Here is a 24,377-nt window from a genome sequence, read left to right on the forward strand (position 1 = left end):
ACCGCCGCGGTTGAGGCGGTGCCGGGTGGTCTTGCCGGAGGAGGCCGGGATCGGGGCGGCGCCGCAGAGCATGGCGAACGCCGCCTCGCAGGTGAGCCGGTCGTGGTTGTGGCCGGCGGTGACCAGGAGCTGGCCGGCGACGTCGGTGCCGACCCCGTTGGCGGCGACCAGGCGGGGGTTGATCGCGGCCACCAGTGGGGCCAGGATCTCGTCCAGATCGGTGATCTCGGCCGACAGCTGCTGGTGGCGGCGGGCCAGTGAGCGCAGGGCGATCTTGGCGGCGGTGGCCGGTGACGCGGCGTCGGCCCGGTCGGGCCGCAGGCCCGCGCAAAGGCTGATCAGCTCCTTGACCGGCAGGCCGCGCAGGCGTTCACGCAGTTCGTCGGGGGCGGTGACGATCAGTGCCTTGATCTGGCGCTGGGCGTCGGCCCGCTGGTCGACCGCCGAGCGGCGGGCCACCCGCAGATTGCGCAGCGCCTCAACGCGGCCGTCACGCCGTTCGGGGACGCCGGTCCGCTCGCCGACCAGGGCGGTCTTGGCCGCGTGGACGGCGTCGATGGGGTCGGACTTGCCCTGGAACCGGCGGGTCCTGCGGTCGGGGCGGTCGACCTCGACGACATCGACGCCCTGGTCGCGCAGCAGGCGGGCCAGCCCCGCCCCATAAGCGCCGGTGCCCTCGACCCCGACCGGCCCCACCTGCCCGAACCGGCGCATCCAGTCCAGCAGCGCGGCGTACCCGGCCGCATCGGCGGGTCGCCTCCCGGCCAAGGCCGACAGATCCCGTTCAGGACCCAAGGTCAGTCAGTCGCTGGGTCAGACCCCCGCCGGGAGGCGCTCACCTACATCATCTCTGTCAGTCGCGGAACAGGGACCGGCTCGTCCCCATCATGATCCGGTCATGCGGCCGCAGGGTCCGCATGACGGACTCCAGGACGGGCCGCTCCATCGAGACGCAGCCCGCGGTCTGCCCCGTGCCGATGTGCATGAAGATCGCCGAACCGTTCCCCTGGACGATCCGCGAGTCCGGAGGCCGGTTGTAGTTGATCACCACGGCCTGCCGGTAGGGCCCGTTCCGCATGATCTTCGATAGGTCCTCGTCGGCGGGCAGGCAGGCGCCCCGGTAGTAGCGGTTGTACCGCCGGTCCCCGATCGTCGACCCCCAGCAGTCGCCGCTCTCCCGCAGCCGGCGGTAGGGAAGGCGGGTACCCGGGTCCCCTTCACCGAACGCCTCGGTGAGGCTGTACGAGCCGGTCGGCGACTTGCCGTCGCCCTCCCGCTTGGCCCCCGGTTCGGCGTAACCGTTCCGCCCAATGTGCCCGGGAGCGCTCAGAAGTGTCTTCCACGAGCGCCCCTTCCGGACGCATTCGGTGACGGTCACCTCGGTCGTCCCGTACCCGGCCGCCACGGCGAAGACCACATGCCGGGCCGCACCCGCCCCGTAGCGCGCCTTCCCTTGGCCGAGCGCCTGGCAGGGCTCCAACGCCCTCTCCTGAGCGGACGCCGGCGGCGCAGGACCCGCAGCGAGCACCGCAGCAACAGAGAGAACCGAGGCAGCGGACAGAACCATGACCCGCCCAGCACCCGAACCCATTTGCGGCACCTCTGCTTTCCCATCCGAACGGAGCGTGCCCAGCCCAGCACACTTCGTCCTGTACCCCGACCAAGGTCATCTCACCCGAGCATTCGCGTCGAGCGGCGAACTGTCCGGCACGGGACGTCCCCCTGGACGCCGCCGAAGAGAGCGCTCAGACTGCCGAAAGCCGCCCCATCAAAGATCGCCTCAGTGCATCCTCGTTCGGCGCATTCCGCGACGCTAGGAGAGTCTCGATCGTGACTCAGGGCCCACGTGCCGACCATCCGGAACCAGACCGGGGCTGGCGAATGCTCGCCCGACTCGGCTGCTTCCTCGGCCTGGTCGCGGTCGCCGGCGTCCCGTTCCTGCTGTGGTTCGGGCTGCCCTGGTGGTTGGACGAACCCCAACGCGACGCCGAGGGCAGGGTCAAAGACCAGGTCGCCACTGCTCTGGCCGCGGCGGCCCGCCGCGGCGGCATCGATCAGCATGCGGCGTTGCACGCCGCCACCGCGTCACACTCCCAGCTGGTGCGCTTCACGACCACTGGGACTCGCACTGAGATCGTCGTCCTGCAGATCGGCTACGGCGGCATGTTCGGCAAGGGCGTCGACGACTTCTGCTACCGCTTCACCGTCGACCGCGCTCCTACTCGGCGACCACCGCGTATCGAAACGTCCAGACTCGACCGGTGCCCGCGCCCTCCCAGCACCCGTCCCCGGGCCATCGAGCAGATCCGCGAGACCGCTGAAGCCACCCGCGCCGAACTCCACACCGCGGCGGCCGCCGGCCACCTCACCGAGCCACAGGTCCGGCCGATGGTCAGCGGGGACCTGAGCTCGCTCTGGTCCTTCAAGCGGAACGGGACCGAGACCATCATCGTCGCCGACTACATCTCCCTCACCCCCGCCGGCGAAGTCGAAGCGGCCGAATGTGCCCAGTTCAACATCGTCCAAGGACAGAGGACGCGCACAGCCACCATGTACCGACTACCTCAGTGCCCGTCTCCGTGAGCGATGGCTCTCCTTAAACGCCGGGAACGTCCTGATGGGACCGGTTGTCGCCGTCTTCAACAACGGCAACGCACGTAAGGCCACCCCAAGGCCGCACGCGCCGAAGGGCTATCAGATCGCCCGCCGGGCGGGCTTCCCTGTGGCCGAGTGGTGACAGAGAACTGACTGTGTGTGAACGGAGTCGGTGGCGCGTCCGTCCCACACACGCCTCATCGATATGACAGCCACCAATGACGGGAATCCATATGTCTTCTTCGCCACCGCATCGGCGCACGGGCGTGCCAGGACCGGTTGTCGCGGTCGTCGCGATGCTCTGCTTGTCCGGCGCGCTCGTCGGCTGCGCAGCGGGGAACGGAAACAGCGGTGCCGGGGAGCCCGCCGCGGCCAAGCAGCCGGGCACGGCGCCCCCGCCGTCCACGTCCCCTGCGTCCGCACCCGGCACCCCGGAGGTGAGCCGCGCTCCATCGGCCGGCTCCACCACTGCGGCCTCGCCGAAGTCGCCGGTGAAGGTCCGTGTCCCGAAGGTCGTCGGTCACAACCACCAGACCGCGCAGAACGAACTGCAGGCCGCCGGGTTCTTCATGCTCGCGGAAAAAGACGCGACGGGGCAGGGGCGGATGCTGCTGTGGGATCGGAACTGGGTCGTCGTCCGGCAGTATCCGAAAGCCGGTGCGAAGGTCGGCACCGGGACGACGATCACCCTCTACTCGAAGAAGATCGGCGAATAGGCCGCCGGGCGGGCGCTGTTCCGTCCGGGTTGCTCGCCCGGACGGAACAGCGGCCGGCGGAGGCTACGAGAAGTACTCGATGAACGGGGTCTTCTTGTCCGGCGTGGAGGCCGTGCCGGTGCTGATGATGCCGGTGGTGCCGGGGCGGGCGTCGATGTCGGACGCCTGGACGGTGCCGGTGCGGGAGGGGCCGTTGAGGGTCGTCCACGCGGTGCCGTTGTAGTGCATGTACTGGGTCTTGGTCCCGGTGGTGATCGGGAGCATGACGACGCCGGACGCGCCGTCGGAGGACAGGCCGATGCCCGCGGCGTTCAGCGGCGTGTTCACCGTCGTCCAGGTCTTGCCGTTGTAGCGCTGGATCGCGTTGGTGATCTGGGCGTTCTGCCGGACGCGCAGGACGTACACGTTCGTCGCCGAGTTGGCGACGATGCGGTGCAGGGTGCCCTGGTAGCCGGGGACGCCCAGGGAGCCGGGGACGTCGATCTTCTTCCAGGACGTGCCGTCGAAGTGCATCACCAGGCCGGTCACGGAGGTGCCGGTGGCGGACGTCGTGCCCGCGAGCCACACGTCGTTCTTGGCCCGGACGTCCACGGCGGTGATGGACGTGGAGGCCGGCAGCGGGACCTTGGGGTCGACCCACGCGGTGCCCGTCCAGCGCAGGATCGCGCTCGGGCCGCCGGACGCGGCGTCGACGCCCGCGACGGAGTAGGCGGTGCCGTCAGGGGCGGCGGAGACGGCGGTCGGGAAGCCCACCATCGGGTAGGCGACCTGGCTCCACTTGGTGCCGTTCCAGTAGAGGCCGAGGGTGCCGCTCATGTTGTAGCCGATGACCCACGCCTTGGTGGCGCTGGAGACGGCGACGTCGGTCGGGGTGAAGCCGACCGGGCTCTTGTCGGCGACCCACGCCGAGCCGTTCCACTTGACGAGCTTGGCCTCCGGGCCGAAGAAGGAGCCGGCGGCGCCGACGGCCCATCCGGCGTTCTTGGCGCCGAAGTCGACCCGGTCGAGGCTGCCGTTGTAGGCGAGCGCCGTACTGCCGATGTTCTTCCAGCCGGCGGCCTGCGCGGGGGCCGCCAGCGCGACCGTCCCGGCGGCGCAGGCGAGGGCGGCGATCGTCGCCGGCACCGCGTTCCGTCTCATCTGTCGCAAGATCCACAGCTCCCAAGATCACAGCAAGCGTGCGCAAAAGAGTACGGCATTACTTACTGTTGAGTAAGTGGAACTTACTGGGCGACCGGATCAGGACGCCACGGAAACCGCAAAACGCCCGGAACTGTGAAGTTCCGGGCGCTCTGCGTGCCGACGCGATGCCGGAGCGCTACTCGGGCCGGAGGACTACTCGCCCTTCCAGTTCGGCTTGCGCTTCTCGGCGAAGGCCGCCGGGCCCTCCTGGGCGTCCTTGGACATGAAGACCGGCAGGGTGATGTCCTGCTGCTTCTTCCACGCCTCGGCGGACGTCCAGTCGGCGGACTCGACGATGACCTTCTTGGTGGCCGCGAGCGCCAGCGGGGCGTTCTCGGCGACCTTCAGGGCCAGCTCCTTGGCCGCGGCGAGCGCGCCGCCCGGCTCGGCGAGCCGGTTGACGAACCCGAGCTCGGCCATCCGCTCCGCCGGGTACTTGTCGCCGGTGAGGGCGATCTCCATGGCGATGTGGAACGGGATGCGCTGCGGCAGCCGCAGCAGCCCGCCGCCCGCGGCGACCAGACCGCGCTTCGGCTCGGGCAGCCCGAACTGGGCGTCCCTGGCCGCGACGATCATGTCGCAGGACAGCGCCACCTCGCAGCCGCCGGCCAGGGCGTAGCCCTCGATGGCGGCGATCAGCGGCTTGGCCGCCGGACGCTCGGTGATGCCGGCGAACCCGCGCCCCTCGACGGTCGGGTTGTCGCCCGTCAGGAAGCCCTTGAGGTCCATGCCGGCGCAGAACGTCCCGCCCGCGCCGGTGAGGATGCCGATGGACAGGTCCTTGCGGGAGTCGAGCTCGTCGACGGCCGCCGCGATCCCCTTCGCCACCTCGCCGTTGACCGCGTTGCGGGCCTCGGGACGGTTGATGGTGATGACGAGGACGGCGCCGTCTTCTTCGGTAAGGACAGCGTCGGTCATTCAGTGCCTCACTTCGGCTGGAAGCGGATACCGCCGTCGAAGCGGATCGTCTCGCCGTTCATGTAGTCGTTCTCGATCAGGGACTTGACGAGGTGGGCGAACTCCGACGCCTTGCCCATCCGCTTCGGGAACGGGACGGGCGCGGCGAGCTTGGCCTTGAACGCGTCCGCGGCCTCGCCCTCGCCGTAGATCGGGGTGTCGATGATGCCCGGGCAGATGGTGTTGACCCGGACGCCGATCGCGGCGAGGTCGCGCGCGGCGGGCAGCGTCATGCCGATGATGCCGCCCTTGGAGGCGGAGTAGGCGATCTGCCCGGTCTGGCCCTCGATGCCGGCGATGGACGCGGTGTTGATCACCACGCCGCGCAGGCCGTCCTCGTCGGCGGGCTCGGTCTTGGAGATGGCCGCGGCGCCGAGCCGCATGAGGTTGAAGGTGCCGATCAGGTTGACCCGGATGACGGTCTCGTAGGAGGCCAGGTCGTGCGGGCTGCCGTCGCGGTTCACCGTCCGCGAGGCCCAGCCGATGCCGGCGCTGTTGACGATGACGCGCAGCGGGGCGCCGGTGTCGACGGCGGCCTGCACCGCGGCCTGCGCCTGCTCCTCGCTCGACACGTCCGTCTTGACGAAGACGCCGCCGACCTCGTCGGCGAGCGCCTTGCCCTTGTCCTCGTTCAGGTCGGCGATGACGACCTTGGCGCCTTCGGCGGCCAGCGCGCGGACGGTGGCCTCACCGAGGCCGCTCGCGCCACCGGATACGACGGCGGAAACTCCGTTCAGGTCCATAAGCGACACCTTACGTGAGGGACCGAATGTGGTTCGGGGTGATGCTATCCAGACGTCGTCGCGCGCTCTGCTCACACCCCTGCGGATTGCGGAGCCGCGATGTTACTCGGGAGTCACAATAGAGAACGTTTGCTCTTCCCCGACAGGGGCACCCGACCCCCATGAGCGAGCGTCCTGCACAGAGCCAGTCCTACCCCGGGCGGACGAAGGACATGACGCCCGAGCCCCGCGACGAGATGCGCGACCACACCGGCAGCGGCCTGCTGGCCGGGCGCCGCGCGCTGATCACCGGCGGCGACTCCGGCATCGGCCGCGCGACGGCCGTCGCGTTCGCCAAGGAGGGCGCGGACGTCGCGATCACCTACCTGGAAGAGGACGACGACGCCCGGCACACCGCGGGCCTCGTCGAGGCGGCCGGGCGGCGCTGCGTCACCCTCGGCGGCGACCTGGCCGAGGAGCGGCACGCGCGCGAGATCGTCACGCACACCGTCCGCGACCTCGGCGGCCTCGACGTGCTCGTCCTGCACCACGGCACCCAGACGCCGGTGAAGGACGTCCGCGAGATCGACGACGCGCAGCTGCGGCGGACGTTCGAGGTGAACGTGTTCTCGCTGTTCTGGACGGTCCAGGAGGCCCTCGACCACATGGGGCCCGGGTCGAACATCATCATCACCGGGTCCATCAACGGGCTGCGCGGCAACAAGTCGCTCATCGACTACTCCGCCAGCAAGGCGGCGGCGATGGCGCTGACCACCTGCCTCGCCCAGAACCTCATGGACCGCGAGATCCGGGTCAACTGCGTCGCCCCCGGCCCGGTCTGGACGCCGCTCATCCCCGCCACCTTCGACGAGGAGAAGGTCGAGGGCTTCGGGCAGCAGGCCCCGATGGGACGCGCCGCCGACCCCGACGAGATCGCGCCGTCCTACGTGTTCTTCGCCTCGAACCGCCAGTCGTCCTACTACACCGGGCAGACCCTGGTGCCCGCCGGCGGGGAGATCCATCCAGGCTGACGGAACGGCACTGATGGAACGACAAGTGAAACTGCAGCGCAGCGACCTGAACGAACCCGGTTACGGGCGCCGAAGGTGCGGCAGGGGATTCGTGTACCTCGGGCTCGACGGCCGCCCCCTCCCCGACCCCGCCGAGAAGGAGCGGATCAAGGCGCTCGTCATCCCTCCCGCGTGGAAGGACGTCTGGATCTGCCCCGATCCGGACGGCCACATCCAGGCCGTGGGCACGGACGCGGCCGGGCGCCGCCAGTACCTGTACCACGACGCGTGGCGGGAGCAGCGCGACCGCGAGAAGCACAAGCACGTCCTGGAGCTGGCGGAGCGCCTGCCCAAGGTCCGCCACCGGCTCACCGAGTACCTGGCCGGACGGGGCTACACGCGCGAGCGGGTGCTCGCGGCGGCCGTCCGCCTCATCGATCTCGGCTTCTTCCGGATCGGCGGGGAGGCCTACGCGGCCGAGAACGGCACCTTCGGGCTCGCGACCGTCCTGCGCGAGCACGTCAGCTGCGGGCGCGGGCAGGTGACGTTCGAGTACCCCGCAAAGGGGTCGAAGGACCGGTACCAGGCGGTCGCGGAGGAGAACGTCTGCAAGGTGGTGAGCGGGCTCAGGCGGCGCGGCGACGACTCGCCCGAACTGCTCGCCTACCGGACGCCGGCCGGCTGGCACGACGTCACCACGTCCGACATCAACGAGTTCATCCGCGAGGTCACCGGGGGCGACTTCACCGCCAAGGACTTCCGGACGTGGCACGCCACCGTCCTCGCCGCCGTGGGGCTCGCGGTGTCGGTGCGCGCCGGGGACAGCGAGGCCGCCCGCAACCGCGCCGTCGTCCGCGTCGTCAAGGAGGTCGCGTCCTACCTCGGCAACACCCCGGCCGTCGCGCGGGCGTCCTACATCGACGCGCGCATCATCGAGCTGTACGAGGAGGGCACGACGATCGCGCCCGCCCTCGGACGGCTCGGCGTGGACGTCGCCGAGGGCGAGCCGGCGACGCAGGGGCCGGCGGAGCAGGCCGTCCTCGACCTGCTCCGCGCAGCCTCCTGACCCGGGTCCGGGCTCGCCGCGCCCGGATCGTCATTCCGCGAGGCGGTAGGCGGCGGGCGGGGTGGGCGTCGTGCCGAGGCAGGTGGCGACGGGGTCCTCGACCGAGCACCAGCCGGGCTTGCGCACCGGCACGTATCCGGCGGGGACGCCCCGGTTCGCGATGATCGACCGGTAGGTCGGGACGGCGTCGGTCGGGCGGCGCGCCAGGGACGGGTCGGTCAGCGCGTCCACCGTGTAGAGGCCGAACCGCGGCCGGTAGCTGCCCCACTCGTAGTTGTCGGTGAGGCTCCAGTAGTTGTAGCCCATCATCTTCACGCCGTCGGCCATCGCGCGCTGGATCCAGTAGACGTGGTCGCGCAGGTGGTCGGAGCGCGTGTAGCCGTCCGCGCGCGGCTTGCCGTTGTCGGTCGACATGCCGTTCTCGACCACGTAGACGGGCAGGTTCGGCAGCCGCCGCTGGTAGTTCCTGAGCACGTAGTACAGGCCCTCGGGCTCGGGGTCGATCTTCCAGAACTCGCCCATGAGCGCGTTGGCCGCGGTGCCGTTCTGCAGGTTGGCGCCGTAGTAGTAGTCGATGCCGATGAAGTCGAGCTTGTCGGTGACGTCGTTGAACAGGGCCGCGTCGAAGATGCCGTTGACCGGGGACCCGTAGGCGACGTTGCTCGACACCGGGGCGCCCGGGTCCACCGCGTGGATCATGTCGTAGGCGGCGCGGTGCGTCCTGATGAGGGCGTCGCGCATCTTCAGCATCTGCCCGAGGTCCATCGGGCGGGCCGCGAGCTCCTTGTAGATGTAGGAGCTCGCCTCGTTGAACGTGATCCAGACGACGCCCTGGCGCTTGTACCTGTCCACGATGAAGCGGGCGTTGCGGAGCCAGTCCTCCTGCGTCCTGGGGTTGTCCCAGGCGCCCTGGTCGGCCACCCAGCCGGGGTACACCCAGTGGTCGAGCGTCAGCATCGGGCGCATGCCGTCCGCCTTGATCCGGCGGACGAGGTCGTCGTAGTAGGCGAGCGCCTCGGGGTCGCGGTGGCCGCGGCGCGGTTCGACGCGGGCCCACTCGATGGACGTCCGGAAGACGTTCGCGCCGAGGCCCTGGGCGAGCTTCAGGTCGCCTGGGTAGCGGTTCCGGAAGTCGACGGAGTTCTCGTACGGGTCGGTGACGCCCGGGGCCTTGCGGTCGGCGTACCTCGTCCAGTTGCTGTCGGGGAAGGAGCCTTCGCTCTGGAAGCCGGACGTGGCGACGCCCCAGAGGAAGCCCGGCGGGAACTTGGCGGTGGCGGGCTCGGCGGGGGACGCGGCGGGGGACGCGGTGGCGGGGGACGCGGCGGTCAGCGCGAGGCCGACCGAGAGGGTGAGGGCCGAGAGGAGATGGACGGGGCGTGCTCTGCCGGACCTGCCGAACACGGGGCGCTCCCTCCGGAGGCGGACATGAATCTCCTTCGCATCACAGGGGGCGCGCGGGGCCCCGTCAATGGCCGGACACGGCCAGATCCGGCAACTCCGGCACACTCCCCCAACGTGCTGCAAATCACAGATCAATAAAGGAATTGCCCATTTCTCAATGGCGTGTGACTCGGTTCACAATTCATGAAAGGCTCGATTGATCGCCGCTGGCAGGGCGCTGGACCGCAGTCTCAAACGGACCACCGGCACCATGGACAACGGCCTGGTGATTTGCCACCCGCGCCGGGCGCTGGCTAGCTTCCTGCCCGGTTCATGCGGCACCTGAGCCGCTGGGACAACAGAACACGCACCCCGACGCGCGGCGGCGGCGCGCCGGCCTCCACGGGAGGCCGGCGCGGACCCCCCAGGTCGTCCCCCCAGGGACCTCGCCCGGAAGCCGTCGTCGGACGCCGAATCCGTGCAGCCGAGAGGCACGGAACCGGAAGCGGCCGCCATTTCCCTGCGTCCTCCGCCAATGACGCTGCGAAATCGGTCGCGGCATCCCCACCCACCGAAGAAATCCGGTGGGTGACGGCTGCCCGGTAGGCATCAACCGCGAGGTCTGGAGACATTCTGCATACCCCTCGAAACCCCCTGAAGGCCGGATTCACCGTGGGCGGGCTCGTGCTCACCACGACCACCGCGCTCGGCGCGTCCGTCCTTGCGGCCGGCCCCGCGTCGGCCGCTCCGCAGCGGGCGACGCTCGCCGCTGCTCCGGCCTCGACGGTCACCGGCACCACGGTCACCGCGAAGCAGGCCCGGATCGCGAAGCAGAAGAAGCGCGCGGCCTACGCCGTGAAGTACGCGGCCAAGCAGATCGGCGACCCCTACCGCTACGGCGGCACGGGCCCCGGCTCGTGGGACTGCTCCGGGCTCGCCGGAGGCTCCTGGCGCAAGGCCGGGGTGAAGCTCCCCCGGACCACCCAGCAGATCTACAAGGCCGTCCACAAGAAGGTCTCGTGGAAGGGCGCCGTCAAGGGCGACCTGCTGTTCTTCTACGGCGGCCGGACCCACATGGGCATCTACGCCGGGCACGGCTACATGATCCACGCGCCGAGCTCCGGCAAGCGGGTCAAGAAGATCAAGCTGAACGGCTACTACAAGCGCAACTTCCACGGCGCGGTCCGGCCGGGTTACTGACCCCGGACGCACGCCAGGCCCCGCGCCGCCCGCCCGGCGCGGGGCCTTCGCCTTCCCTCCCGGCTGTTCGCCTCTCCGCCTCCGGATGCCCGCCGGGTCCGTCCGCGGGGGCCGGTCAGCCGAGGACGGGGTAGTCGGTGTAGCCGCGGTGGTCGCCGCCGAAGAAGGTCGCCGGGTCGGGCTCGTTGTAGGGGCCGCCGGCCCTGATGCGGGCGGGCAGGTCCGGGTTCGCCAGCCACAGCCGCCCGAACGCCACGGCGTCCGCCACGCCCTCCCGCAGCACCTCGACGCCGGCCTCCGGCGTCCCAGCGTCCGTCCCCGGCAGCGGGCGCGGGTTGACGATCAGCGTCCCCGGCCACTCGGCGCGGATCCGCCGGGTCTGCTCCCGGTCGAGCTCCATGACGTGGAGGTATCCGAGCCCGAGCGGCGCCAGCCCCGCCACCAGCGCCGAGTACAGCTCCGGCGTGTCGCTCTCGCGGACGCCGTTGACGGTCGTGCCCGGCGAGACCCGGAAGCCGACCCGCTCCGGCCCGACCGCCCCGGCGACCGCCCGCGCGGCCTCGATCCCGAACCGGGCGCGGTTCTCGGCCGTCCCGCCGTACTCGTCCGTCCGCCGGTTGCTGCCGTCCGCGAGGAACTGATTGATCAGGTACCCGTTGGCGCCGTGCAGCTCCACCCCGTCGAACCCGGCCTCGGACGCGTTGCGGGCCGCGTCCGCGAACTCCTGGACGGCCTGCGCGATGTCGTCCGCGGTCATCTCGCGGGGCACCGGGTGGTCGAGCATCCCGTCCGGGGTGAAGATCTTGCCCCCGGTGGCGATCGGCGACGGGGCCACCGGCAGCCCGCCGTCCGGGTACAGGACGGGGTGCCCGACCCTCCCCGCGTGCATGAGCTGGGCGAAGATGCGGCCGCCCTCGGCGTGCACCGCGTCCGTCACCGCCCGCCATGCCTCCACCTGCTCGTCCGAGTGCAGCCCGGGCGTGGCGACGTACCCCTGCCCCCGGGCGCTCGGCTGCGTCCCCTCCGTGACGATCAACCCGGCGGCGGCCCGCTGCGCGTAGTACTCGGCGGTCGACGCGGTCACCAGGCCGCCCGCCGCGGCCCGGCTGCGGGTCATCGGCGACATCACCAGCCGGTTCGGCAGTTCCAGCTTCCCGGCCCGCAGCGGCTCGAACAGTTCGTCCATCACGTCCTCCTAGCGGCTGTCCACAGTGGTCATGACGCTAGGAGCCGGCAGGTGCGGGGCGAATCCGTAAGGTTTCGGTAGTGGGCCCCGTAGTTTGGACATGTGCTCTACGGGCGGAAGACCGAACAGGAGCGGATCGCCGCACTCGTCGCCGCCGCGCGCGACCATCGGCGCAGCGGCGTCCTCGTGCTGCGCGGCGAGGCGGGCATCGGCAAGTCCGCGCTCCTCGACGAGGCCGCGGGGCTCCTCCCCGAGGACGGGACGGGAGGACGCCTGCTCCGGGTCGTGGGGATAGAGGCGGAGACGGGCATCGCCTTCGCCGGCCTCAACCAGTTGCTCTGGCCCGTCCGCGACGAGGTCTGCGCGCTGCCCGCTCCGCAGGCGTCCGCGCTCGGCGTCGCGCTGGGCAAGGTGGACCCCGCGTCGGGCGCCGCCGTCCAGGACCGGTTCACCATCGGTTTGGGCGTGCTGACGCTCCTCGCCGACCTCGCCGACCAGGACGGCCCGGTGCTGTGCCTGGTCGACGACGCCCAATGGCTCGACACCGCGACGCAGGAGGCGCTCCTGTTCGCGGCCAGGCGGCTCGCCGCCGAAGGGGTGGTGATGCTGTTCGCCACCAGGGACGAGGCGTTCACCGGCACGGGACTGCCGGAACTGGCCGTGGGCAGGCTGGAGCGCGACGACGCCGAACGCGTCCTCGCCGACCGCGACCTGCCGTCCTCCGCCCGCGAGCGGGTCCTCCTGGAATCGGCCGGCAACCCCCTCGCCCTGCTGGAGTTCGCCGCCACCGCGGACCGGGCGCCGGACGGCCCGCGCCCGCTTCCGATCACCGACCGGGTCGTCGTGTCCTTCCAGGCCCGGATCGGGCGGCTCACCGACCGCGCCCGGCTGATGCTGCTGGTCGCCGCGTCCGAGGGCCGCGGGTACATGCCGGCCATGCTCGCCGCCGCGGACGCGCTCGGCGTCGGACTCGACGACCTCGCCGAGGCCGAGCGCGCCCGGCTGGTCGAGGTGACCGGCCGGATGATCGCCTTTCGCCACCCGCTGATCCGGGCCGCGGTCTACCAGGGCGCGCCGACCGCACGGCGCGTCACCGTCCACCGGGCCCTCGCCGAAGCCTCCGACGAGCCCGGCTGCCGCGCCCGGCACCGGGCGGCCGCCGCGCTCGCCCCGGACGAGGACGTGGCCGCCGATGTCGCCGCCGCCGCCGCACGTGCCCGCGACCGCGCCGCCCACCCGACCGCGGCCGCCCTCTACCGGCAGTCGGCGGAGCTGTCGCCCGCCCCCGCCGCGCGCGCCGCGCGGCTCGGCGCCGCGGCCGCCATGACGCTGCGGGCCGGGCAGCCCGACCAGGCCGGCGACCTCGCCGCCCAGGCCGCGAAGCTCACCGCCGACCCCGCCGAGCACGCGCGGCTCGGCCGCGTCCTCGCCGCCGTCGAGTACGAGCGCGGCGAACCGCGCGTCGCCGCCCGCATGCTGGTCGAGCACGCGTCCCGCGCGGCGCCCGCCGACCGCCCCGCGATGCTCCGCACCGGCGCCGCCTACGCCTGGGCGGCCGGAGAGACGCCCGCCCTGCGCCGCGCGGCCGAGCTGCTGCCCGAGGACGACGCGGTGCGCGGCCTCGCCCTGCTGGCGGACGGCGACCACGCGCGCGGCCTGCCGCTGCTCGCCGGGGTGGTCGCCGAGGCACGCGCCGCCGTGCCCGCTCCGACCGGACCTGGCCCCGACGACCTCGAGCCGGCGCAGCTCGCGCTCGTGCTGGGCGACGACGAGGCCGCCCTCGACCTGACCGCCGCCGAGGTCGCCCACCGCCGCGGACAGAGCCTCATCGGCGCGCTCCCCGCCGTCCTGCGGACCCAGGCGCGGGCCCGGCTCGCGGCCGGGCTGCACGCCGACGCCGCGTCCAGCGCCGCCGAGGCCGTCGCGCTCGCCCGCGCCACCGGCCTGCCGAACCCGGAGGGACGCTACGGCGCCGTCCTGGCCAGGATCGCGGCGATCGAGGGCGACGAGGACCGGCTGCGCGAGCTGGCCGCCATCGCGCCCGCCCCGGACGCGGGACCGCTCACCGCCGCGCGCGGCCTGCTCCATCTCGGCCTCGGCCGCTACGACGACGCGCTGCGCCACCTGGACGCCGCCGCCCGCCCGCACCGGTACGGCGCGGACGCCGTGCTCTACGCGGCCGACCTGGTGGAGGCCGCCGTCCGCGCGGGATGCCCCGACCAGGCCCGCACGGCGTACGAGGACCTGTCAGCCTGGGCCGAGGCGAGCAAGCAGCCCTGGGCCCTGGCCGTCGCGCTCCGGTGCGAGGCGCTCCTCGACGACGCCGAAGAGCCCTACGTGAAGGCCGTGGAACTCCACCGGGAGTCGATGCGCCCGTTCGAGCGGGCACGCACGGAACTCCTCTACGGCGAGTGGCTGCGCCGCTGCAGGCGCCGGTCGCAGGCCCGCGACCCGCTCCGCTCCGCCGCCGAGACCTTCGAACGGCTCAGCGCCGCCCCCTGGCTCGACCGCGCGCGCGGCGAACTGCGGGCCACCGGCGAGGCCGGGGCGGCCGCGACGCCGGCGGCCGCGCACCTCCTCGACCGCCTCACCTCGCAGGAACTGCAGGTCGTCCGTCTCGCGGCGGAGGGGATCAGCAGCCGCGACATCGCCGCCCAGCTGTTCCTCAGCCCCCGCACGGTCGAGTACCACCTCTACAAGGCGTATCCCAAGCTCGGCATCTCCTCGCGCAAGGAGCTGTCCCGCCTGATCCCGGAGCCCGCATGAGCCTTCCGGCCCAGCCCTCGCAGTGGGCGACGCCCTAGACGCCGCCCACTGCCCGACCCGCTAGCTGACGGGGAGCGCCCGGGCGAGGAACTCCTCTGTGAGCCGCCAAGCGCGCGCGGCGGGCTCCGGCTGATAGAACATCGGAGCCTTGCGGTTGTGGAACGCGTGCCCGCCGTCCTCCTGGACGTGGATCTCCATGTGGTCCTTCTGCTCGACGGCACGCTCCAACTCGGCGACCTCCTCACGGGGGATGTACGCGTCGTCGCCGCCGAAGTGGAACTGCGTGGGCGCCTGGATGGCGTCCAGCTGGTCCAGCATGTCCGGCACACCGGACCCGTAGAACGAGACCACCGCATCGACCTCGGCGTTGGCGGCCACCAGGTACGCGAGCGTCCCGCCGAAGCAGAACCCCAGGACGCCCGCCTTGCCGACCTCTGGCAGGCCCTTGAGGACCCCCAGCGCCGCCACGGCGTCCCCCACGCCCTTCTCCCAGTCGAACTGGGAGACCATCGACATCCCCTTGGGCAGGGCGTCCTCGTTGTGCGCGGTCGTCCAGTTGGGCTCGATCCGCCAGAACATGTCGGGCGCCGCCACGACGTACCCCAGCGCGACCAGGTCCTCGGCGACGGCCTCCATGTAGTCGCCCACGCCGAAGATCTCCTGGAGGAGCAGGATCCCGGGACCGCGCGTCCCCCACACCCGCAGGTCGAACTCGCCGTCCGGAACGACAACCTTCTCAATACGCGTCATGTCAGCCGATGATGGCGTAAACCGCGCTGGCATGCGCGACGGTCTTCCCGTCGGCCGTCATGTCGATCTCCGCGAACGCCAGCGTCCGGCCCAGCTTCGACAGCTCCGCGTCGACGAGCACGTCCCGCCCGATGACGGGCCGCTGGAACGTCGTGCTCAGCTGCACCGTCGTCATCGGCACGAAGGCCCCCTTGGCCCCCGACACCGCCAGCACCACCGCCGTGTCGGCCGCGGCCATCAGCGCCTGCCCGGACAGCGCGCCGCCCTCCCGGGCGAGCCGGTCGGACCAGGGCAGCCGCAGCACCGCCCTCCCGTCCCCCACCTCCTCGGGCACGAGGCCCAGATCGAGCACCCAGGGCGCGAAGTTGTCACGGAGGATCTCTTCAGGCTTCAACGTCACCCCGACATGATGCACGCTGAGGGCATGCACGAGGAGATCTTCCTGCCCGCCACCTACGCCGCCGGGGTCCCCTACGCGACCTTCGCCGAGCTCCGCGCCGGGTCGCCGGTCGCCTGGATCGGCGAACCGGCCGTCGGCCCCTGGCCCGCCGGCCCCGGCTACTGGGCGGTCTTCCGGCACGCCGACGTCAAGCACGTCCTGCGCTCCCCGGAGCTGTTCTCCTCCAACCTCGGCGCCACCCAGATCCGCGACCCCGACACGCCCGAGGACCTCGCCTTCGTCCGCGCGATGATGCTGAACCAGGACCCGCCGGACCACTCCCGCCTCCGCCGCATCGTCGCCGCCGCGTTCACCCCCCGCGCGGTCCGCGCGCTGGAGGACACGATCAACGAGCGGGCGCGCACCCTCGTCGCGTCCGCCCTCGGCGAGGACACCGACTTCGTCGAACTCGCCGCGGACCTCCCCGTCTGGACGCTGGCCCACATCATGGGCGTCCCCGACTCCGACCGCCGCCTCCTCTACGACTGGGCGTCCCGCGTCATCGGCTACCAGGACCCCGACTACGCCGGCCTCTCCACCGCCGACGCCGCCTCGATGACCCCCATGGCCCGCGAGGCGATGAAGTACCGCACCTCCGAGACCGTCCGCCCCGACGGCCGCCCCATCAACCCGCGCTCCTACACGGCCCTCGCCGACATGTTCGCCTACGCCCACGCCCTCGCCGCCGAGAAGCGCTCCCACCCGTCCGGCGACATCATGTCCCGCATGCTCGAAGGCGGGCTCACCACCCACGAGTTCGAGAACATGTTCTTCCTCTTCGCCGTCGCCGGGAACGAGACCCTCCGCAACGGCATCCCGGGCGGCCTCCTGACCCTCCTGGACCACCCCGCCGAACTCGCCCGCCTACGCGACGACCCGTCCCTCCTGCCGTCCGCCGTCGAGGAGATGCTCCGCTACTGGCCCCCGGTCATGGACTTCCGCCGCACCGCCACGGCCCCCCTCGAACTCGGCGGCCAGAAGATCGAACCCGGCGACAAGGTCGTCGTCTACCACGCCTCCGCCAACCGCGACGAGACCGTCTTCCCCTCCCCCGACCGCTTCGACATCGCCCGCACCCCCAACGACCACGTCAGCTTCGGCTTCGGCCCCCACTTCTGCCTCGGCGCCCACCTCGCCCGCACCCAGATGCGCGCCGTCTTCCGCGAACTCCTCCCCCACCGCGTCACCCTCACCGGCACCCCCGTCCGCCTGGCCTCCAACTTCCAGAACGGCCTGAAGCACCTCCCCGTCCACCTGGCCCCCGCCCCCTAACCCCGTCGCGAACCCCCCGCCGATCTCGGTACCCTTGCCGGGACGGGTCGCTAGCTCAATTGGCAGAGCTCCGGACTTTTAATCCGTAGGTTGTGGGTTCGAGTCCCACGCGACCCACCACCCCCGACCAGGGGAAACGCGAGAAAGCCCGGCTTGTGAGCCGCCGCGTTTGCCCCGCTTCGTCCCCATGCCGGCTCGAGGTCGGCTCGGCGGCTCGATCCGGGCCCTGCGCCCACCCTGGTCAGGCCTCGAAAGCCAGGCACTCTTCACCCACCTAAGCCGGTCATACCACCCACTGATCCGACCGCAGGACCACAGGAGCAGTCAGCAACACCCTCCCGCAGGAGTGAATCCGCTGGCTCGCATCCCGCTGGCGGCGCCATCGAGCGCTTCCCATCAGGCGGTCATAGAGAGGGCGCCGCGATCAGAGCACGACGCGGACGAAAGCGCGCCTCTACCCCTCGATACTCATACACCCGAAGGCAGCAACCCCACACCAACGGCTCTCAAGACACCCGGCCATCACGCTCACCAAGATCATTACATCTCTGCCCGGGATCGTGATCGCAAACCAACCGAATGAAACCCGACGCCTTCACTGCTAGCGTCGCAGGTCAGCAAGTATCGGCCCCGCGCACGCGGGGATGGTTCCGCACTCGCGGTGTACCGACGGGGCATCAACGCGCGGCCGCCGCTCGGATCCTCACAGCCGCATCGCCGGTACACACCGCCGGCACTCCTCGCTCTCCTCATGAGGTCAGGGTGGGCGGCCTGTCGTTGCCTTGACCATCACGGACGGCGACAGACCGGCCTACCGAGCATGACAGCGCAGCCTCGGGCCAGGGCGGCACGAGTTCCCCTGGCTTGTTTCCCACCACAGAAGCCGGGGCCGCCTCAGTCCCCCTTACAGGACGACCACCGCGACAGCCGCCGACCCGGCGACCACTGACGACCAACGGAAGAGCTCCTTGGCAACCCGTACCTCGGCTGAGTCGGTTTCCCTCGGAGCCATCTCGTCGTAGAACTTGCGTGCTTTTGCGGCGGCGTCCCCGACAGCCGGCAGCGAGTAGATCCCACCTGACGGCCCGATCTCCTCGACCGTTGCGGCGCCCTCATCGTAGTTGTCGATCTCCACGTCGATCACCTCCAACAACTGAATGGCCTTGTTGCCAGTAGTTGGAGGCTACCGAAGCCCAGACAGCTCAGGCAACAACTTCCAACTGATTACTTGTTGGGATACCCTCTTGGCGTGGATGATGGCGATAGGCAGCCGGAGACCTCCATCGGCGCCCCGTCTCCGTTCGTGGTTATGGTCGTCGGACCAGGCGAGTCGGACAACAGCCGCTTCGGGGAACTGCTTGAGCGTCTGCGCTGGAAGGCTGGCCTGTCTCGCGCTGATGCAGCGACCAAACTCGGATTCTCCTCTGAGTACTTGCGCCTCATCGAGGTAGGCAAGCGCACGCCTGCCCTTGGGCAGATGCGAAACCTGCTGCGTGTCTACGGTGCAAAGGGTGCCGTCGAGCAGATCTCGCCTCAGGGATACCGGCAGGACTTGTTGGTCTTCGACCCGCTCGACGGCGACCACGGCGATCCGGTCATCATCGAGTTCACCAGCAGGATCCGTGAAGCACGACGAAGGGCGCTCGGTGCCCCTCCGGACGAGGATGAGGACTGGGAACAGGCGGACTATGAGGGCCCGACTGAGAGTCGGGCCACCGAGCTCGGCCTGGTGGTATCTCTCCTGACCCGAGCGGACGACAGCACGCTACGCAAAGTTCGCAAGTTGCTTGAGGACAGAGCAAGGTGACATGTCTCAGACGGGCCTGCCCACGAGGCCTTGGGGCTTGACGTACAGGGGCCTGTTAGGCCGCCAGGTCCAAGCCGCCCGGTCCTTCCGAACGTCCCCGCGCAGGCGCCGCCGCGGCATTGCTGGCGCTGTGGGCGGCGTGGGGGCACGGTGCTACAGATGGCGGCCAGATGGTCGGACACCGTGGACTCCCGCTAGGAACGCTCAGGGGAAGACTCGGCGCGGCCGCGTACCTGCCTGAAGGGTCGATGGAGACCGTTGGACCAGGAATGAGAACACGTTACAGTTTCTGCCATGGGCACAGTCACTTGGGACGCGCCGGACGGCGACCACCCCGCACGCCGGGCGGTGCGCGCGGCGATGGCCGCGGCCGCGGGCGGGCGCAAGCAGGAGTGGCTCGCGCTGTTCGGTCCGGACGCCGTCATCGAGGACCCCGTCGGCCCCTCGATGCTCGATCCCGAGGGCAAGGGGCACCGGGGGCCGGACGGGATCGAGCGGTTCTGGGACGAGAACATCGCCCGGGTGCGCAAGTTCCACTTCCGGGTGAGCGACTCGTTCGCCAACGGCCCCGCCTGCGCCAACGTCGTCACCATCACCGCGACGCTGGACGGTGGGACCACCACGACGATCGACTGCCTGACCGTCTACACCGTCGATGACGACGGCCTGATCACCTCGTTCCGCGCCCATTGGGAACCGGACCGCGTAATGGCCACCCTGACCTCCCCCTAAGACGCAGGGAAGCGGCTTCAGGGCCATGCGCACTCCCCAGCACCGTACTGGCTCCCCACGCTAGCGGCCGTGCTGTACACCGCCGAGCTGACGGTCGCGCTCGCGGTCATGCTCACCGCGGTCTTCGTCCCCCTCAACGGTGCGCATGCCTAGAACTACGTCCGCGCAGGTCAAGCAGAATGCTCGTACTCGTTGAGAATTCCCCCAGACGTTGCCTTCTTCAGACGTTCAGCTGGGCGGTCTGGTCTGGTTGGCTGATCGGTGGAGGCAGCGGGGGGTGCGCCCCTGGGGGGTGCGACGTGCGACCCGATCGTCGCGGGCGGCGGGGGTCTGGGGCTGCGCCGCCGCTTTCGGTGGTGGTGAAGGATCTGGTGGCGCACTCGGCGCGGTGGTCAGGTGCTGCAGGTGGTCGCGGTGCTCGGCGAGGGCGTGCTCGACGGCGTCGCCCAGGTTCAACCCCAGAGCGCTGGTGGGCCGTCGGCGAGGTGCCGTGACGGGTCCCTTCTCCGGCGCCCGCTCCCAGGCGCGGTCATGGACCCCGATGGAAGCATGTAGACCGCCGCACCCGGCTGGAACCGCACACAGCCAGCACCGTCAGCCTCTCCACCACAGGGAGGGCTCTGGGGCGAGCTCGATCCGGCGCAGCGTACGGCGCTGGCGAGATGGGGCGGGCGTGCAACTACCCGGCCAGGGCGCCGCTGTGCTACCAGGGGAAGGACTCCGACCACATCGTCGTCATCCCGGCGGGCTGGGCGAACGTGATCTCGGCAACGTCAGCCTGGCGCGAGGTCGTGCTGGCCGTGCGAGGGGGCCGGCGACCTGGTGCGCGAGAGCGCGGTGCTCGGCAGCCAGGACCGGACGGCGACCCGTGACGGCGCTCACCGCGGTCCGCGGGCCGGTGGTCCCGGCCGCCCGTTTCACCGCGTGCAACTGCGGCCAACGGCCCGGCCGGTCAGCGGGTCCTCACAGCCGCACCGCCGGTACACCCCACTCACAGGTCGCCGCGCCGAACGCCGAGCGGGAGGGGCCCCCAGGGAATTAGAACGCGTTCTTGTCAACGGCGGCGGTGTCGAGCAAGCTACGTCGCATGGACCTGAATGCCCTGGAAGAGATCCGCCAGGTGAAGTACCGCTACTTGCGCTGCCTGGACCTGAAGGACTGGGACGGGTTCGCCGACACCCTCACCGATGACGCCCTGGGCACCTACGGAACCCGCGCGGTCGGCGAGGCGCTGCGCCTGGAAGGCCGCGATGCCATCGTCGACTACATGCGCGACAATCTCGGTCCCGAGATCACCACGGTGCACTTCGCGGGCCAACCCGAGATCCGGGTCGACGGCGACAGGGCCGAGGGCACCTGGTGCCTGGAGGACACCGTCATCGCCAAGGCATTCCGGGTGCTGATCCGCGGTTCCGCCTTCTATGAGGAGACGTATCGACGCTGCGCGGACGGCGGATGGCGCATCAGTGGCATCGGCTATGAACGGACCTACGAATACTCGATATCGCTCGACGATGTGCCCAGCTTCAGGCTGCTGGCAGACCGCTGGGCGCCCTCGCCCCCGCAGCCGGGAACCTGACCAGTATCAAGAGTCAGACTTGATGCGTGCCGTCGCCCGCCGCCAGCGCCCCGCGGACGAGGAAGTAGCCGTCAGTGGAGTCGGCGGTGGAGGCATGGCCAGATCGGTGGCGGTCAGGACCAGGCGACCTGCGCTTGCCCGCCTTGACCCACGCGGCCTACCTTGCGAGCGGCGGTGCGCGCGGCCAGAGGCATCACGTGAGTCAGGACTTGACGCGCTGCTGCTTGAGGCGGAGTTCCTCCTGCGGACCTCGGCTTGGACGGCTTGCTCGCGTTCCAGCCAGTCGGGCCTTTCGGCCTTCAGATTCGGGAAGCCGGTGAAGGCCAGCAGGTCCTCGCGGGCGGCGTCCAGGTGCTCGGCGGCGTCGGGATGCTTGGCCTCCAGTGAGGCCACGACCTGGGCGTCCAGCACCTTGGACATCTCCGAGACCTGGCTCTTGGAGATGCCCTTGATCCCCATCTGCTCGACCAGCTTGTCCACCCGCCGGGTGCTGACGCCCAGCAGAACCCGGGGCGGTCCAGGATCCGCGGCGGCTCGATGGATGAGGCCCGCAGCCGATTGGTCAACGGGCCACCGGCCGGCCCGGCCCCACGGTTCTCAGGACTGCTCTCGCGCTGGGCGCGCTGGTCACCCGGGCGTTCTTCTCAGCGGGCGGCGGGCACCGGGGGCGGCGCGGGGGTGTCGGGGAAGGGCTTGGTGGCCGGGTCGGTCAGGCGGGGGAGCCGGCGGTCGAGCCAGCGGGGGAGCCACCAGTTGGCTTTGCCCAGCAGGGCCATGGTCGCGGGCACCAGGAGCATCCGGACGACCGTGGCGTCGAGCAGGATCGCCGTGGACAGGCCCAGGCCGAGCATCTTCACCAGCGGTGACGGGTGGGCGACGAAGCCGAGGAAGACCACCGTCATGATCAGAGCGGCGGAGGTGATCACCCGGCCGGTGCCCGCCAAGCCGCGCGCGACCGACTCGGTGCTGTCGCCGGTGGCGTCGTAGCTCTCGCGGATGCTGGAGAGCAGGAACATCTCGTAGTCCATGGACAGGCCGAACAGGACCGCGAAGAAGATCGTGGGCAGCGGTGAGGCGATCGCATACGTTCCGTCCAGGCCGAACAGGTCCGCGCACCACCCCCACTGGAACACCGCGACCACGACGCCGTAGGCGGCGCCGATCGACAGCAGGTTCATGACGGCGGCCTTCAGCGGCACGACGACGGCGCGGAACAGCACCATCAGCAGCAGGAACGACGCGGCCAGGACCGCGGCGATGAAGATCGGGAGGGTCTTGTCGAGCTGCCGCGTGAGGTCGTCGGTCATGGCCGTCATGCCGGAGACGGCGACGTTGGCGGGGGCCAGGTCGCGAACGCGTTCCAGCGTCCGGGAGGTCTCGGCGTCCGCGGGGGCGCTGGTGGGGATCGCGGGCACGACGACCGCGTCCCCCCGGGGAGAGGTCCGCGGCGAGCCCACCGCGGCGATGCCGGGGTCGGCGGCGAGACGTTCGGTGAGGTCGGGGATGGTCTGGGCGGTCACGCCCGGGCGGCGCAGGTCGGCGACGAGCAGCAGCGGGGCATTGTGGCCGGGGCCGAAGCCCTCCGCCAGCAGGTCGTACGCGCGGCGGTGGGTCGTGCTCGTCCTGTCGTCGCCGGCGTCGGGGTAGCCGGTCTGCATCCACAACGCCGGGGCGGCGAGCGTGAGCAGCAGCGCCGTTGCGCCGAGCAGATACGGCCAGGGGCGGCCCGAGACACGATGCGCCAGACGCCACCATGCCCCGTCTTCGGTGCGCTTGGCGGGGGAGCGGCGGCGGACGACGCGTCCGGCGTCGATGCGGTCGCCCAGCAGGGACAGCAGTGCGGGCAGCAGGGTGAGGGCGGTGGCCACGGCGAAGAGCACGACCAGCGCTGCGCCGAGCCCGATCGAGGCCAGCAGGCCCAAGCCGGTCAGCAGCAGCGCCGACATTGCGACGACGACGGCGCCTCCGGCGAACAGGACCGCCGAGCCCGCCGACGCCATGGCGTTCGACAGTGCGGTGCGGTTGTCCTGACCGGCCGTCCGGTTCTGGCGGTAGCGGGCCACGATGAACAGGGCGTAGTCGATGCCGACGCCCAGACCGATCAGCATTCCGACGCTCGTTGCGGCGCTCGTGACGTCCATTACATGGGCCAGCAGCGCGATGCCGGACAGCCCGGTGGCCACCGTGACCATCGCGATCGCGATCGGCACCAGGGCGGCGACGACCGTTCCGAAGACGACGAGCAACACGACCAGGGCGGCCAGCAGACCGGCCACCTCGGTGCCCGAGGTCTCGGTCTCGGCGTTGACGAACGCGGCGTCGCCGCCGACCTCCGCGACGGCACCGGCGGCCCGTACCGGCTCCAGCGCGCCGGTGATCGCCTTCACCGGCTCGGGGCCGAGCCCGGCCGAGGGCCGGTCGAAGGTGACCTCGGCGTAGCCGATGCGCCCATCGCGCGACACCGTGCCGGTGGCGAACGGGTCGGCGACGGCGGCCACGTCCTCGGCATCGGCGATCCGGGCGAGGGCCGCCTGGATGGCAGGTCGGTAGCGGTCGAGCCGTTCACCCTCCGGAGCGGCGAAGACCGCCTTGGCGCTGCCACCGGCCGCCTGCGGGAAGCGCTCCTCCAGAAGCTCCATCGCCCGTTCGCTCTGGCTGCCCGGAGCGACGAGGTCGTCGGCGAACGTGCCGCCTGCGGTGCCCGCCAGCCCGATGACCAGGACGGCCAGGAGAGTCCAGAGCCCGATCGTCAGCCATGGTCGGCGGGCGCTGGTGTCGCCGATGCGACGGATGACGCGATGCATGACGGTGCTCCTTCGGGGGATGCGGCGGCGAGTGCGCCGGGGTGAGCTGTCGTACCAACCGTGCTCGCCGGGGCCGCCGCAGTCGCCCGTCCACCGGCGGAGCCGATCCCCGTCGCGCAGCGGAGGCCCGCTCCGCCTCGCGGCGGATGACCGGTGTGTCCGCTCCCGCATACGGTGGTCCCGCGCCCGCCGACAAGCCGCGGAGTGCACC

At 71.1% G+C, this 24,377-nt stretch carries 21 protein-coding genes, 1 tRNA gene and 1 pseudogene; 11 read left to right on the forward strand and 12 right to left on the reverse strand.

The features are described 5' to 3' along the window. Positions 1-768: transposase (locus K4S16_RS26050; protein WP_200842120.1), on the reverse strand; the 768-nt coding region annotated here is incomplete at its 3' end. An 85-nt stretch (positions 769-853) separates the two neighbouring features. After that, the gene (locus tag K4S16_RS26055) at positions 854-1,480 is read right to left on the reverse strand and encodes a L,D-transpeptidase family protein (RefSeq protein ID WP_149261685.1); all 627 of its coding nucleotides are present in this window, start codon (positions 1,478-1,480) and stop codon (positions 854-856) included. Positions 1,481-1,881: 401 nt separating this feature from the next. On the opposite strand from K4S16_RS26055, the gene K4S16_RS26060 reads away from it, so the two are divergent. Both K4S16_RS26060 and K4S16_RS26065 read left to right on the forward strand, forming a co-directional pair. Continuing rightward, positions 1,882-2,583: a hypothetical protein gene (locus K4S16_RS26060; protein WP_149261686.1), complete on the forward strand. Its 702-nt coding sequence runs from the start codon at positions 1,882-1,884 to the stop codon at positions 2,581-2,583. Positions 2,584-2,861: 278 nt separating this feature from the next. Next, positions 2,862-3,311, forward strand: a complete 450-nt coding sequence (locus K4S16_RS26065) for a PASTA domain-containing protein (RefSeq protein WP_149261687.1) — start codon at positions 2,862-2,864, stop codon at positions 3,309-3,311. Positions 3,312-3,374: 63 nt separating this feature from the next. On the opposite strand, the gene K4S16_RS44475 is transcribed toward K4S16_RS26065, so the two are convergent. The 3 genes from K4S16_RS44475 to K4S16_RS26080 all read right to left on the reverse strand — a co-directional run bounded on the left by K4S16_RS44475 (position 3,375) and on the right by K4S16_RS26080 (position 6,193). Next, on the reverse strand, positions 3,375-4,451 hold the full coding sequence (locus tag K4S16_RS44475; protein ID WP_160161030.1) for a hypothetical protein: 1,077 nt from the start codon (positions 4,449-4,451) through the stop codon (positions 3,375-3,377). Between the two features lie 195 nt (positions 4,452-4,646). Beyond that, positions 4,647-5,411, reverse strand: a complete 765-nt coding sequence (locus K4S16_RS26075) for a crotonase/enoyl-CoA hydratase family protein (RefSeq protein WP_149261688.1) — start codon at positions 5,409-5,411, stop codon at positions 4,647-4,649. Between the two features lie 8 nt (positions 5,412-5,419). Beyond that, entirely contained in the window at positions 5,420-6,193 is a 774-nt protein-coding gene (locus K4S16_RS26080; protein WP_149261689.1) for an SDR family oxidoreductase, read from the reverse strand. 161 nt (positions 6,194-6,354) lie between these two features. Between K4S16_RS26080 and K4S16_RS26085 the strand changes: the two genes are divergently transcribed. Both K4S16_RS26085 and K4S16_RS26090 read left to right on the forward strand, forming a co-directional pair. Beyond that, positions 6,355-7,203, forward strand: a complete 849-nt coding sequence (locus K4S16_RS26085) for an SDR family oxidoreductase (RefSeq protein WP_149261690.1) — start codon at positions 6,355-6,357, stop codon at positions 7,201-7,203. A gap of 25 nt (positions 7,204-7,228) precedes the next feature. Then, complete coding sequence (locus K4S16_RS26090) at positions 7,229-8,248, forward strand: DNA topoisomerase IB (protein ID WP_200842121.1); 1,020 nt, start codon at positions 7,229-7,231, stop codon at positions 8,246-8,248. Positions 8,249-8,278: 30 nt separating this feature from the next. Here the strand turns inward: K4S16_RS26090 and K4S16_RS26095 are convergent, their stop codons facing one another. Next, positions 8,279-9,652 (reverse strand): glycoside hydrolase family 1 protein, encoded by a 1,374-nt coding sequence (locus K4S16_RS26095; RefSeq protein ID WP_200842122.1) that lies wholly within the window; start codon positions 9,650-9,652, stop codon positions 8,279-8,281. Between the two features lie 651 nt (positions 9,653-10,303). Between K4S16_RS26095 and K4S16_RS26100 the strand changes: the two genes are divergently transcribed. Then, positions 10,304-10,831 carry a C40 family peptidase gene (locus K4S16_RS26100; RefSeq protein ID WP_235037086.1) on the forward strand — a complete coding sequence of 176 codons (528 nt, stop codon included), beginning with the start codon at positions 10,304-10,306 and terminating at the stop codon, positions 10,829-10,831. Between the two features lie 115 nt (positions 10,832-10,946). On the opposite strand, the gene K4S16_RS26105 is transcribed toward K4S16_RS26100, so the two are convergent. Then, positions 10,947-12,017, reverse strand: coding sequence for an alkene reductase (locus tag K4S16_RS26105; RefSeq protein WP_200842123.1), 1,071 nt, complete (start codon positions 12,015-12,017; stop codon positions 10,947-10,949). A 102-nt stretch (positions 12,018-12,119) separates the two neighbouring features. On the opposite strand from K4S16_RS26105, the gene K4S16_RS26110 reads away from it, so the two are divergent. Then, positions 12,120-14,783 carry a helix-turn-helix transcriptional regulator gene (locus K4S16_RS26110; protein ID WP_149261693.1) on the forward strand — a complete coding sequence of 888 codons (2,664 nt, stop codon included), beginning with the start codon at positions 12,120-12,122 and terminating at the stop codon, positions 14,781-14,783. A gap of 60 nt (positions 14,784-14,843) precedes the next feature. On the opposite strand, the gene K4S16_RS26115 is transcribed toward K4S16_RS26110, so the two are convergent. Together K4S16_RS26115 and K4S16_RS26120 are read right to left on the reverse strand one after the other, a co-directional pair. Continuing rightward, the gene (locus tag K4S16_RS26115) at positions 14,844-15,533 is read right to left on the reverse strand and encodes a dienelactone hydrolase family protein (protein ID WP_149261694.1); all 690 of its coding nucleotides are present in this window, start codon (positions 15,531-15,533) and stop codon (positions 14,844-14,846) included. Position 15,534: 1 nt separating this feature from the next. Further along, positions 15,535-15,933, reverse strand: coding sequence for a PaaI family thioesterase (locus tag K4S16_RS26120; protein WP_149261695.1), 399 nt, complete (start codon positions 15,931-15,933; stop codon positions 15,535-15,537). Positions 15,934-15,939: 6 nt separating this feature from the next. Between K4S16_RS26120 and K4S16_RS26125 the strand changes: the two genes are divergently transcribed. Together K4S16_RS26125 and K4S16_RS26130 are read left to right on the forward strand one after the other, a co-directional pair. Beyond that, positions 15,940-17,244, forward strand: coding sequence for a cytochrome P450 (locus tag K4S16_RS26125; protein ID WP_235037087.1), 1,305 nt, complete (start codon positions 15,940-15,942; stop codon positions 17,242-17,244). Between the two features lie 44 nt (positions 17,245-17,288). Continuing rightward, positions 17,289-17,364, forward strand: a tRNA-Lys gene (locus K4S16_RS26130). Between the two features lie 784 nt (positions 17,365-18,148). Here the strand turns inward: K4S16_RS26130 and K4S16_RS26135 are convergent. Then, the gene (locus K4S16_RS26135) at positions 18,149-18,379 is read right to left on the reverse strand and encodes a hypothetical protein (protein WP_160161031.1); all 231 of its coding nucleotides are present in this window, start codon (positions 18,377-18,379) and stop codon (positions 18,149-18,151) included. A gap of 114 nt (positions 18,380-18,493) precedes the next feature. Between K4S16_RS26135 and K4S16_RS26140 the strand changes: the two genes are divergently transcribed. The 3 genes from K4S16_RS26140 to K4S16_RS26150 all read left to right on the forward strand — a co-directional run bounded on the left by K4S16_RS26140 (position 18,494) and on the right by K4S16_RS26150 (position 21,362). Further along, positions 18,494-19,051: a helix-turn-helix transcriptional regulator gene (locus K4S16_RS26140; protein WP_149261697.1), complete on the forward strand. Its 558-nt coding sequence runs from the start codon at positions 18,494-18,496 to the stop codon at positions 19,049-19,051. A gap of 294 nt (positions 19,052-19,345) precedes the next feature. Then, positions 19,346-19,783 carry a nuclear transport factor 2 family protein gene (locus K4S16_RS26145; RefSeq protein WP_149261698.1) on the forward strand — a complete coding sequence of 146 codons (438 nt, stop codon included), beginning with the start codon at positions 19,346-19,348 and terminating at the stop codon, positions 19,781-19,783. Positions 19,784-20,870: 1,087 nt separating this feature from the next. Continuing rightward, positions 20,871-21,362: a nuclear transport factor 2 family protein gene (locus tag K4S16_RS26150; protein ID WP_149261699.1), complete on the forward strand. Its 492-nt coding sequence runs from the start codon at positions 20,871-20,873 to the stop codon at positions 21,360-21,362. A 387-nt stretch (positions 21,363-21,749) separates the two neighbouring features. Here the strand turns inward: K4S16_RS26150 and K4S16_RS26155 are convergent. Together K4S16_RS26155 and K4S16_RS26160 are read right to left on the reverse strand one after the other, a co-directional pair. Then, a pseudogene (locus K4S16_RS26155) lies at positions 21,750-21,866 on the reverse strand (transposase); the annotation flags it as partial. A 140-nt stretch (positions 21,867-22,006) separates the two neighbouring features. Beyond that, positions 22,007-24,166, reverse strand: coding sequence for an MMPL family transporter (locus K4S16_RS26160; RefSeq protein ID WP_149261700.1), 2,160 nt, complete (start codon positions 24,164-24,166; stop codon positions 22,007-22,009). Positions 24,167-24,377: the final 211 nt, after the last annotated feature.

The organism is Actinomadura sp. K4S16 (assembly GCF_008327685.1).
Classification (GTDB): domain Bacteria; phylum Actinomycetota; class Actinomycetes; order Streptosporangiales; family Streptosporangiaceae; genus Spirillospora.